The 12,102-nt window shown below is 33.1% G+C and carries 12 protein-coding genes; 8 read left to right on the top strand and 4 right to left on the bottom strand.

Features of this window, described 5'->3' with window-relative positions:
* Position 1 precedes the first annotated feature (1 nt).
* From AC1EUU_RS04275 to arsM, 3 genes are read left to right on the top strand one after another with little or no spacing between them, the layout of a single operon-like run.
* Positions 2-613 carry a TIGR04282 family arsenosugar biosynthesis glycosyltransferase gene (locus AC1EUU_RS04275; protein ID WP_480200138.1) on the top strand — a complete coding sequence of 204 codons (612 nt, stop codon included), beginning with the start codon at positions 2-4 and terminating at the stop codon, positions 611-613.
* Complete coding sequence (locus AC1EUU_RS04280) at positions 610-1,425, top strand: purine-nucleoside phosphorylase (protein ID WP_480200139.1); 816 nt, start codon at positions 610-612, stop codon at positions 1,423-1,425. The genes AC1EUU_RS04275 and AC1EUU_RS04280 overlap by 4 nt, the downstream gene beginning before the upstream one ends.
* On the top strand, positions 1,425-2,393 hold the full coding sequence (gene arsM, locus AC1EUU_RS04285) for an arsenosugar biosynthesis arsenite methyltransferase ArsM (RefSeq protein WP_480200140.1): 969 nt from the start codon (positions 1,425-1,427) through the stop codon (positions 2,391-2,393). The genes AC1EUU_RS04280 and arsM overlap by 1 nt, the downstream gene beginning before the upstream one ends.
* A gap of 138 nt (positions 2,394-2,531) precedes the next feature.
* On the opposite strand, the gene AC1EUU_RS04290 is transcribed toward arsM, so the two are convergent.
* The 4 genes from AC1EUU_RS04290 to AC1EUU_RS04305 form a co-directional block, all read right to left on the bottom strand.
* Positions 2,532-3,797: a BamA/TamA family outer membrane protein gene (locus AC1EUU_RS04290; RefSeq protein ID WP_480200141.1), complete on the bottom strand. Its 1,266-nt coding sequence runs from the start codon at positions 3,795-3,797 to the stop codon at positions 2,532-2,534.
* The gene (locus tag AC1EUU_RS04295) at positions 3,797-4,528 is read right to left on the bottom strand and encodes a hypothetical protein (protein ID WP_480200142.1); all 732 of its coding nucleotides are present in this window, start codon (positions 4,526-4,528) and stop codon (positions 3,797-3,799) included. The genes AC1EUU_RS04290 and AC1EUU_RS04295 overlap by 1 nt, the downstream gene beginning before the upstream one ends.
* A gap of 201 nt (positions 4,529-4,729) precedes the next feature.
* On the bottom strand, positions 4,730-5,611 hold the full coding sequence (locus AC1EUU_RS04300) for a hypothetical protein (protein WP_480200143.1): 882 nt from the start codon (positions 5,609-5,611) through the stop codon (positions 4,730-4,732).
* A 25-nt stretch (positions 5,612-5,636) separates the two neighbouring features.
* Positions 5,637-6,350 (bottom strand): DUF547 domain-containing protein, encoded by a 714-nt coding sequence (locus tag AC1EUU_RS04305; RefSeq protein WP_480200144.1) that lies wholly within the window; start codon positions 6,348-6,350, stop codon positions 5,637-5,639.
* 168 nt (positions 6,351-6,518) lie between these two features.
* Here AC1EUU_RS04305 and AC1EUU_RS04310 point away from each other — a divergent pair, with 168 nt between their 5' ends.
* From AC1EUU_RS04310 to AC1EUU_RS04330, 5 genes are read left to right on the top strand one after another with little or no spacing between them, the layout of a single operon-like run.
* Positions 6,519-7,859 (top strand): NAD(P)/FAD-dependent oxidoreductase, encoded by a 1,341-nt coding sequence (locus AC1EUU_RS04310; RefSeq protein WP_480200145.1) that lies wholly within the window; start codon positions 6,519-6,521, stop codon positions 7,857-7,859.
* 3 nt (positions 7,860-7,862) lie between these two features.
* The gene (locus AC1EUU_RS04315) at positions 7,863-9,443 is read left to right on the top strand and encodes a 4Fe-4S binding protein (RefSeq protein WP_480200146.1); all 1,581 of its coding nucleotides are present in this window, start codon (positions 7,863-7,865) and stop codon (positions 9,441-9,443) included.
* Positions 9,433-9,912 carry a toxin-antitoxin system YwqK family antitoxin gene (locus AC1EUU_RS04320; protein ID WP_480200147.1) on the top strand — a complete coding sequence of 160 codons (480 nt, stop codon included), beginning with the start codon at positions 9,433-9,435 and terminating at the stop codon, positions 9,910-9,912. The genes AC1EUU_RS04315 and AC1EUU_RS04320 overlap by 11 nt, the downstream gene beginning before the upstream one ends.
* Positions 9,912-10,604 (top strand): glycosyltransferase family 2 protein, encoded by a 693-nt coding sequence (locus AC1EUU_RS04325; protein ID WP_480200148.1) that lies wholly within the window; start codon positions 9,912-9,914, stop codon positions 10,602-10,604. The genes AC1EUU_RS04320 and AC1EUU_RS04325 overlap by 1 nt, the downstream gene beginning before the upstream one ends.
* Complete coding sequence (locus AC1EUU_RS04330; RefSeq protein WP_480200149.1) at positions 10,604-12,094, top strand: cellulose synthase family protein; 1,491 nt, start codon at positions 10,604-10,606, stop codon at positions 12,092-12,094. The genes AC1EUU_RS04325 and AC1EUU_RS04330 overlap by 1 nt, the downstream gene beginning before the upstream one ends.
* Positions 12,095-12,102: the final 8 nt, after the last annotated feature.

The following is a 12,102-nucleotide window of genomic DNA, read 5'->3' on the forward strand; positions in this document are numbered from 1 at the left end:
TATGAATACGCAGAACTTACTTATTGTTTTTGTTAGAAACCCAGAAATAGGAAAGGTAAAAACACGCCTTGCGAAATCAACTAGTAACGAAACCGCACTTGAAATTTATAAAATGTTACTTCAGAAAACGAAGGAAGTAACACAACATTTGAACTGTGATAAAATAATCTATTATTCTGATGATGTTGTGAAAGATGATATTTGGGATAGTAATATCTATTCAAAAAAAAAACAGTTAGGAACTGATTTGGGACTTAGAATGCTAAATGCTTTTAAAGAAGCGTTTGAGAATCAATATAAGAAAGTAGTAATCATTGGAAGTGATTTATATGATTTAGAACCAGATTCTATTAATGAAGCATTTAAAGAATTAGACACAAATAAAGCTGTACTTGGCCCTGCCCTAGATGGTGGATATTACTTATTAGGTTTATCAAAAATGATTTCATCTATTTTTAAAAATAAAAAATGGGGTACTTCAACAGTTCTAAAAGACACTTTAGATGATTTAAATAAAGAAAGCGTTCATTTACTAAAATCTCTAAATGATATTGATGTGATTGAAGATATTGAAAACCATCCTGACTTTACAAGATTCTTAAAACTCTCATGAAAAAACAACAGCTCAAGGAAACAACAGATTTTATAAAATCTTCAGGCATTCTAAATCCTCAAATAGGTATTGTACTAGGTACTGGTTTAGGGCAATTGATTAATGAGATTAAAATTGAAAAAGAAATTCAGTATTCAGAAATTCCGTATTTCCCGGAGTCAACAGTAGAATTTCATTCTGGAAAATTGATCTATGGAGTGCTTTCCGGAAAAAAAGTAATAGTAATGTCTGGTAGATTTCATTTATACGAAGGTTATTCGCAATGGGAAGTTACCTATGGAGTTCGCGTTATGCATCAATTAGGAATTAAAAATCTATTGATCTCGAATGCCGCTGGTGCAGTTAATCTTTCGTATAAAAAAGGAGATTTGATGTTGTTAAATGATCATATAAACTTACAAGGTGGGTCTCCATTGGCTTTTGCTGAAGTAGGAGAATTTGGTGATCGTTTTGCCGATATGCTAGAACCCTATTCTAAGAAGATTAATACCTTATTGAAAGCTATTGCTCAAAAAAACAAGATAAAGTTACATGAGGGCGTTTATGCTGGTGTTTTCGGTCCACAATTGGAGACTCGAGCTGAATATAGAATGCTTCAAATACTAGAAGCTGATGCTGTAGGAATGAGTACCATTCCGGAAGTAATAGTTGCTAAGCACATACAATTACCTTGTGCTGCCATTTCGGTTTTAACAGACGAATGTGATCCAAAAAATTTGGCTCCGGTAAATATTCAAGAAATCATTCAAATTGCTGGAGAAGCAGAGCCAAAAATGATTTTATTATTTAAAGAACTAATTGAAAAATTATAATGAGTTATTTAGAAACTACAAAAGATGTATATAAAGAAGCGGCGTTAACTCCAGATGTTGGGTTATGCTGTACTACGAATCCAATCTGGGAATTACCAGGCCTAAAGATTCCCTTAATCATGCAAGAAATGAATTATGGCTGTGGAAGCACAGTTCATGCACGTGATCTTACCAATAATCCGAAAATATTATATGTAGGCGTTGGCGGTGGAATGGAACTATTACAGTTTTCTTATTTTTCTCGACAAAAAGGAGGAGTTATAGGCGTTGATATTGTAGATGAAATGCTAGAAGCTTCTCGCAAAAATTTTAAGGAAGCTGAGGCTCAAAATGACTGGTTCGATGCTAGTTTTGTAGAACTCTATAAAGGTGATGCCTTAAATCTACCATTAGAAGATAACACAATTGATGTTGCCGCACAGAACTGCTTATTTAATATCTTTAAAGAAGAAGATTTAAGAAGGGCAATTGATGAGATGTATCGTGTTTTAAAACCACATGGCAGGCTAGTAATGAGTGATCCTACCTGCGAGCAACCTATGAATGATAATTTACGTAATGATGAACGCTTACGTGCACTGTGTTTGAGTGGAAGTTTACCAATTAAGGAATATGTGAAAATGTTAACAGATGCCGGCTTTGGAACTATCGAAATTCGAGCTCGCAAGCCCTATCGAATTTTAGACACCAAAAATTATGATACTGACGAGTTAATCTATATAGAATCTATTGAGGTTGCAGCAATTAAAGATCCGATGCCAGAGGACGGACCCTGTGTGTTTACAGGAAAAGCAGCGATCTATTATGGGAAGGAAGCGTATTTTGATGATCATAAAGGGCATGTCTTACTACAAAATCAACCATTAGCAGTTTGCGATAAAACTGCTAAAGCACTGGCTGATTTAAAAAGAGACGATATCTATATTTCTAAATCAACATATCATTATGATGGTGGTGGTGGTTGCTAAACAATAAAAGATTTTGTTTTAAATAACGAATATACCTTTCTGTTTCTAGAAAGGTTTTTTTGTTAAACCAGATAAGATTTCTAAAAGGAATACGATTGCGTTATATGTTTCAATCTCAGGGCCTTCATTCTATGAATATTAAAAATATTGCCCGATTCCAAACACAAAACCATAAGATGAATTAGGAGTAATTCCATGGCCATAATCTATTCGAAAAACTGCATTGTATATTTTTTTATGTATAAAGCGCAATCCTATCCCGGGGTAAATACGAATGTTTTCTTGTTTGCTAAAATCACTAAAATCGCCACCTGGATTTCTCCAGGAACCCGCATCAACAAAAGCATTTCCCTGTAAAAGGATATTCTTTTTCTTATATAATATATGCCTGTATTCACTATTTAAAACAACCACACCTGTCCCTCGGTCTATGGTATTACCTACTCCTCGAACATTTAGGTTATTGTCCACTGAAAATGGAGCAAAAGGAGAGTCTTCATTGCTAGCAAAGCCAATACGTAGTCTATTGGCCCAATTCCCATTTTTACCAATCCGTTTGTAGTAGAAAAAATCATTCCACCAAATAGAAAAATCAGGCAGTTCTTGACCCCGAGCGTTCACATATTGAAAATTGAAAACACTTCTAAATCCAGAAACGCTTTCATAATAATAATCTAATGCGTTAAATTCATAGATTAACTTAAATAATGACTTATTAATCACTAAACTTCGAGGAACATCAGGGCTTGTTGCACCAGATTTGTATTTGTAATCTTCCGTAAAAAGATTTAGCCCTAACTCTACCCTATTCTTAAAGTTAAACTGGTACAGCGCCAATAGCTCATAAGACTTATTATTATATTTATAATCGGCTGTGGTATTATTAAAAAATACCGGTTCTTGAGTGGTCAAGTTTTGGTAATTAAATGCCAGTCCGAACTTATTATTAAAAAGAAATGGAGCTCTAAAGCTCAATGCATATGAGTTATAAATATCTCTTTGAAAAAAACCTCCTAGGTTTACACCTCTACCCAAAAAATTAAATTCATTTACACCAACTCGATAGGCAAACTCACCATTATTTGTTGTATAAACATTTGCAAATGGAATAATAGTGAAATTTTCTTCTATATGTATAAAAACATTATATAAGTTGTCGTGCGAATAAAACACTTGGAAATATGCATGTGAAATGGCAGGCAACCTCTTAAGTTTTGCCATGTCCATTTCTAAGGTTATAGAATCTAGCTTCCTACCCGATCTGGATGTAATGACTTTCTTAATGAAAGTAGGCTTTGTTTTTTCTACACCTCTTATTTTTATATCATAAATGACCTCTTCTTGCCCAAAAAGGCATCCAATAAAGAGATAAAAATAAGCAACAATATAAAAGAGAATCCTCATTATTTGGCGGTAAACTTTTTATCAATAATCAAGTTAACCCAATTATCTAAGCTTACTCCTAACATTGAGAAATTATAGGGTTCATTTAATTTTAGCTCATCTGGAGCAGCTCTATTTATATGTAAAACCACATTCGATAAATTGTAATATTGAAACATTTTATCTTGTGTATAGGTACCTGAAATAAAATTAGTATTTGCATCAGAAAGAACTTGAAAATAGATAACGTTTTCTTTAATACTGCCATCACTCCAACTAAAAGATGGCATTAAAGGTTCTGAATAATCAATTGATAGCGCATCATTATATTCTGTTGGCTTTGTAGTATTTTTTAATCTAATTGGGTTTGATTTATGAAATTTACCATTGGTCTCAAAAGTAACTATAGCGTACACTTCATCTAAACCGGCACGGACAAATCGTTGTAAATACCCTCCGAAAATATCTTCACTAGGCAATTGTTTTAAAGTATAGTTTGCATAATTATTAGGATCAACATCGACAGAAGTTGTTTCGAAGTATTGAATATGTGTGGCTTCGGGTAACGGGTAGTAATAAATATGCGACACGTTATTTTCTCCTTCTTTACTTGCTGCACAAGCAATTACTTCATCTAAAATTAAAGAAGAACGACTATTAATCTGATCTTGTAAATTTTCTAATACCAAAACTTCATTGTCATTAGAGCAAGAAAGTAAGAGTAAAAAAAGTATTAGTAATTTAATACGCATAAATTTCTTTAATTAGAATCTTTAAATAAAATCAAAAGGCATCAGTAATACATATTTAGCTGATACCTTTTCTGTTAGATACTATTTCGTCGTACAATTTTCCATAAGGAAGACAAAGCTCATTCCTTTTTTTGGGTCGACATGTAAAGCTTAGACTTACAAGAATCGCGCATAAATCGAAAAAGATTTTGTTTTTTTAGTTTATTTAAACAATGCTCTTAATCCAATATTAAATGTTTGGCCTAAACCCGTATCGCTTCCTCTTACAAAATTTGTATACAGTGCTTCAATGTTAAGCACTTTACTCAATTGATATTTAGCTCCTCCTCCAATAGCAGTAAAATCTTGTGTAAAGTCATTCCCTAAATCTATACGTTGAGAATGTTGTACCAATGCTAAAATGGTGAACTTCTGATTTGGGAAATAACTTAAAAACACCCCTGGTGTTAAATTCAAACTATTATTGGCAAAGCTGTCTTCTTCTTTTCCAAAATTTAATTCGGTATTCAGTTCGGTAAATATCTGCCAATCGCCACTAGGGAACGTGTAATCATAAAAGAATCTATTTTGAAAAATGAAGCCTTTTTGATCAAGAAATACACCATTCTCGGTTTCATTATCAATTAATGGTATATGAAATGCTGTTTGAATCGTAAAATTCCCTACATTTTTAATTGGGTTAAATTTAATTGCCGGCGCAAATGATGTAAATCCTGAGCGAGCCGTTGTTCGCTCACCATCAAATTGAAATACATCAAAAGCATCTCTATTACCTATAACATTAGATCTAAATTCTAAAAGTAACCCAATATTAAACCTGTTACTATTTGATATTCCGGTAAAAACATCGATAGTTGAAGTGAAAAAAGTTTGTCTAGGTTCTCTACCTGGTGGATTAAATGTACTTCTGGTTTGAGTATATAAGTTATTAAACCATTTAACGTCCCATTGGCCTTTATCCAATAATTTTGAAGGTGTGTATTCTTGAATTACACTTTTTTGCGAATCATCTTTGTCTTCGTTTTGCGAAAACCCAAGAAAAGCTGATAATATAAAAACTAATGTTATAATTACTTTTTTCATTTCTATGATCTATAAAATGTTTGTTTTATTGTTTATTTAAATTCCAGTTATATGTAAAGTATCCCAACTTAAAATTATCGGGTATTTTATTGATTCTGTACTTATTGATAAAATCTATTTCACTGCTTCCATTCATAGTAAAATCTTCTTTATACCATTTCAAAATTTCTGATCCAAGCACTCTTTTCTTCTTCGTATTTACTTGTAAGAAATTTCCATTTAAAGACAATTTGGTTTGTTTTTCTAATTGGGCATTTAATGTACCAGGTAAATAAGCTTTGCTAATAAGAGGAGGGCAACCTATAGCACCGCAAACCAATACAAAATGAAAACGAGGGTCTTTGAACTTTGCTCTAAGAAGCTTATGCTCTATGTCGTTAAGTGTTATGCTTTTGCCTGCTAATCTATAGGTAGTTTTATCAAAAAATCCCGGTTTGTCTAAAGGTGATTTAATCGGATAATTATCTAATATGCCTTTAATAACCGAGAGATTATATGCATTGATCCAAAATGCCTGATAGGTATTAGGATTACTTACAGGGGCATTAGCCTCTTTAGCTAAGTTCAAAAGTTCTTTTAAGCTGCCTTGATCTTTATGAAGTTTGTCATATGCTACTTTTCCATTTGAAACATACACTTTGAAGAATGCGTCAGACTTTGAAAAGAAATCATTAAGGTTTTGAGAAAGCAATGTAGTAGTTGCTAAAAGAAAAACTATAACTATTATACTTTTTTTCATATTGAGAATTTTATTAATTGCAAAATAACTTCAACTAAGTCGAACAAAATGTTAGCTACCTTACATCAAATCAATTATTTTAGAAAATTATTTATAATCATTCTAAATTATAGACTTCTTTTTAAGTTCTAAGAAAATACTGCGACATAATAGCCAATAATCAGCATTATGGAGCATATTGTTATCATTGGAAATGGAATATCAGGAGTTACTGCAGCCCGACATATTCGTAAACATTCAGATAAAAAAATAACCATCATTTCTTCAGAATCAGAATTTTTCTTTTCAAGAACGGCTCTAATGTATGTCTATATGGGACATATGAAATTTGAACATACCCAACCTTACGAACCATGGTTTTGGAAAAAGAATAGAATTCATCTAAAGAAGGGGTATGTAACAAATGTGAACACCGGCACCAAAGAAGTAGTACTAAGTAACAATGAAAAAATTGCATATGACAAACTAATTATTGCTACAGGATCAAAACCAAATAAGTTCGGTTGGCCCGGGCAAGACTTAAACGGTGTACTGGGAATGTACCACAAACAAGATTTAGAAAATTTAGAAAAATATGCTCCTAATAATAATGTATGTAAACATGCTGTCATTGTAGGTGGTGGGCTCATTGGAATTGAACTGGCAGAAATGCTACATAGTAGAAATATTCCGGTTACTTTCTTGGTTCGTGAAAGTAGTTTTTGGAATACCGTTTTACCAGCTGAAGAATCTGAAATGGTAAATCGTGAGATTCTAGACAACCATATTGACTTACGCTTAAATGTGAATCTAAAAGAGATCAAAGCTCATAAAAATGGAAAAGTGCGGTCGGTAATCATTGCAGAAACCGGCGAAGAAATTGAATGTGATGTTGTTGGGTTAACCGCAGGTGTTTCTCCCAATGTAGATTTCTTAAGAAATTCAAACATAGAGATTTCGAGAGGAATTAAAGTAAATCGTTTTTTAGAAACTAATATACCTAATATTTACGCCATTGGCGATTGTGCCGAACAACATGAAGCCATTGGGCTACGTAGACCTATTGAAGCTGTTTGGTATACAGGCAGAATGATGGGAGAAACTGTTGCACAAACAATATGTGATAATAGAATTGAATATAAACCAGGCCATTGGTTTAACTCTGCCAAATTTATTGACATCGAGTACCAAACTTATGGATGGGTTTGGCCTCAACCAAAAAATGATGAAGCTCATTTTTATTGGGAGCATGAAAGTGGAAAAAAATGCATCCGAATAAATTATCATAAAAACACCTTACAGTTTTTGGGTATCAACACTTTCGGAATTCGAATGCGTCATCAGTTTTTTGATAAAGTTCTTACTGAAGAGCGTTCTGTTGAATATGTAATCGAACATTTAGCAGATGCCAATTTCGATCCTGAATTCTATAAACTTCATGAACCCGAGATCGTAGCTAAATTCAATAAAGAAAACACTACTAATATTCAATTAAAAAAGAAAAGCTGGAAACGCATTTTTAGTATCTAAACTATGAAAACAATACAAAAAATAGGACTCGGATTATTTTTGATTGGGTTAAGCATATTTACTTCACTCATATTTATTGGTAAATATCAAGTTACGCCAAGATTATTTGAAGAGGTTATTACTAATAAAGGCATAAAAAGTGAGTTATTTATTGAAGAAGTAAATGCTACCGTTGTGGGAAAGGAATTTACAAACCCATTTCTATTTTCTTCTAAAATAACCGAAGCACTTAATACAGCAAATGAAACCCATAAAAGGAATAATGAATGGGATAAAGTGATTTGGAGCAAACCTCATAGCTTTTCTTATGAAATGGCTAAAAGTGCAGGTATTGGAATCGTAAAAGAAAATAAAGGCCTATTTTGGCTTCTAACTTTTGGTTTAGGCATCATTGGCTCGTTGTTATTTATTGTACCTAACGTAATAACCTTAGGCCCTCCAGGAATTAAAAACAACGGTGTCTGGTTAAATTCAGCTACAAATAGAGGTTTAATAGGTTGGTCAGTATTTATTTTTCTCGTTGGATTCTATATTCTTCTATATTTTTATCCAGACTATATTGTAAACTGGACGTACATAGTTGATCCTGTTAGCCAAGCTCTAAGCGGCAATTTAGCAAGCCAATGGTTTTTATATGGCTTCTTATATTGCGTTGTTATGGTTGTTATGGGTATCAGAATGTATATTAAATACCGCCATAATAAATATCAAACCTTACGAACAACTTCAGTATTGTTCTTTCAAATTGTATTCGCTTTTTTAATTCCTGAAATTTTAGTACGCTTTGAGAAACCTTGGTATGATTTTAAGAATGCGTTCCCTCTTGATTATGATTTTTTCTATAGCTGGAATTTAGACCAGTTGATTTCTAGCGGAGGGTTTGGATTGTTTATTCTAATCTGGGGGATTATTTTAACCTTAATCATCGTTCCCGTTATGGTTTATTTCTTTGGCAAAAGATGGTACTGTTCATGGGTATGTGGATGCGGTGGGCTAGCAGAAACATTAGGCGATCCATATAGACAGTTATCAGATAAATCCATGAAAGCCTGGAAAATAGAACGTTGGTTGGTACATGGTGTATTGGTTTTTGCGCTAATCATGACCGGCTTTACCTTATATTCATATTTCTCTGGAGCTTATGAAGTGCTTGGCATAAAAACACAAATGATACAAGACATTTATGGTTTTCTAATAGGGTCGATTTTCGCAGGAGTTATTGGCACAGGTTTTTATCCCATTTTCGGAAATCGGGTTTGGTGTCGCTTTGGTTGCCCTCTTGCTGCATATATGGGCATTGTACAACGCTTTAAATCACGTTTTAGAATTACTACAAATGGCGGGCAATGTATTTCTTGTGGTAACTGCTCAACTTACTGTGAACAAGGTATTGATGTTAGAGCCTATGCTCAAAAAGGAGAAAATATTATTAGAGCCAGTTGCGTAGGATGCGGTATTTGCTCAGCCGTTTGCCCGAGAGGAGTATTAAAATTAGAAAATGGCCCAGAAAAAGGACGTATAAATCCTACAGAGATATTACTAGGAAATGATTTCGACTTAATGAAACTAGTAAATGAAAAATAGAATTTTCATCCTAATCATTATTCTTAATTATGCGATGGGCACGGCCCAAGAAAAATATCATAAAACGTATTACGAAAATGGTGGGTTAAAAGAAGAAGGATGGTTAATAAGCAAGCAAAAAAATGGGTATTGGAAGTTTTATTATAGAAACGGACAAAAACGTAAAGAAGGACGCTATATAAACAATCAACCAACTAAATACTGGTATTATTATCAAAAAAATAAAAAAATAGAGAAAGAAGGACATTATGAAGATGGTAAAAAAAATTATTGGTGGGTTTTTTATGATCAAGAGGGCAACGTATCACAAAAATGTCAACTGAAGAATGGTATTAGGGATGGATACTGTCTGAACTATAAGAACAAGAGAATTATCAAAGCAGTAAAGTTTGAAAAGGGAGGAAAAGTAAAGGAATGGGCAGATTTTTCTTCATTTAAAAAAGAAAATAACCTGAACGATTTAAGGTAATGAACTCTATGATCAAAGTCATCATACCAGCATACAATGAGGAAAATTCAATTGCACATGTTGTAAAGGATATTCCCGGTATTGTTAACGAAATTATTGTTGTAAGCAATAATTCAACCGATAACACCGAAAAGAATGCTAGAAGTGCTGGAGCCACTGTTTTAAATGAAAACAGAAAAGGTTATGGTTATGCATGCTTGAAAGCAATGGATTATATAGCCAACCAAGAAAGCAAACCCAATATCATTGTTTTTCTTGATGGAGATTACAGCGATTATCCAGAAGAATTAACTCAGATCGTAAATCCAATTCTTATTGATGATAAGGATCTGGTAATTGGTGCAAGGGTAAAAGAGCTGCGAGAGCCAAGATCAATGACTCCGCAACAGATTTTTGGCAATTGGTTGGCAACTTTTTTAATGAAGTTATTCTTTGGTGCTAAGTTCACGGATTTAGGTCCATTTAGAGCCATTAAATATGGTAAGCTGCTTGAACTCAATATGGAGGACAAAACATATGGTTGGACTGTAGAAATGCAATTAAAAGCATTAAAGCAACACTTATCTTATACAGAAATTCCTGTAAAGTATAGAAATAGAATAGGCACATCAAAAGTTTCGGGCACGGTAAAGGGAAGTATTATGGCGGGTATAAAAATTTTAGGTTGGATATTTAAATACAGTTTTAAATAATGGTCGTTGAATACATTATTATCATAGTTTACGCAGTAGCACTCATACTTATCTTTATGTATGCATTGGCGCAATTAAACTTGCTGTTTAATTATTTACGGGCTAAAAAGCACGTCGATGACAGTTTAAAATTTGACCTCTCGAAACCCGAAGAAATCCCATTGGTAACAATTCAATTACCTGTTTATAATGAGCTGTATGTAATGGAACGTCTTTTAAATAACATTGCAAAAATTGAATATCCTAAAGATAAATTTGAAATACAGGTACTAGATGATTCTACAGATGAATCTATAGAATCTACTGCTAGACAAATAAAAGAGCTACAAAAAACAGGTTTAGATATTGAGCATATACGCAGGAAAAACCGTGATGGGTTTAAAGCAGGTGCTCTTAAAGAAGGCTTAAAAATAGCCAAAGGGGAATTCATCGCCATTTTTGATGCCGATTTTTTGCCCAAGCCTTGCTGGTTAGAAAAAACTGTTCCTTATTTTAAAGATCCTAACATTGGAGTTGTGCAAACACGGTGGGGACATATAAACAGAAACTATTCAGTATTAACCAAGATTCAGGCATTTGCGCTGGATGCTCATTTTACCCTGGAGCAAGTAGGTAGAAACAGTAAAGGGCATTTCATTAATTTTAACGGTACTGCCGGAATTTGGCGCAAAGAATGTATTTATAATGCAGGAAACTGGCAGGGCGATACTTTAACAGAAGACCTTGACCTTAGTTACAGAGCGCAGTTAAACGCGTGGAAGTTTAAATATTTAGAAGATGTAGAAACTCCTGCAGAGCTTCCGGTTATTATAAGCGCAGCTAGATCTCAGCAATTTAGATGGAATAAAGGAGGGGCAGAAAATTTTCAGAAAATGCTGAAAAAAATAATTGTAAATGAAAATATTTCATTTAAAACTAAAATACATGGTATACTACATCTTTTAAACAGTTCAATGTTTACCTGCATATTATTGGTTGCAGTGTTAAGTATTCCTATTCTCTATATAAAAAATGAGTATGCTCATTTAAAAGTATATTTCTTTTTAATGAGCTTTTTCGTTATTAGTACGTTGATTTTCTTTATATGCTATTGGTTTATGTACCGAAAGACATACGGTAACGGCATTAAAGCTTTCATAAAATATATAGTCGCTTTTTTTACTTTTTTTTCTATAGCGATGGGGTTTTCTTTACATAATACGATAGCGGTGTTAGAAGGCCATTTTGGTAAAAAAAGTGAATTTATAAGAACTCCAAAATTTAACATTAAATCGTTGGCCGACAATTGGAAAAATAACAAGTACATTAATAAAAAAATCTCTTTAAATACAATAATAGAAGGCTTATTGACCATCTATTTTGCCTTTGGTATGTATAGTGCGTTCGTTGTTGGAGATCAAGGCGGAGATTTCGGATTATTTCCATTTCATTTGATGTTATTTGTTGGTTTTGGATATGTATTCTTTAAATCTGTTTTTTCAAGAGCATAGCGACAATC

The sequence above is a fragment of the Maritimimonas sp. 2205BS37-2 genome, from assembly GCF_056591755.1.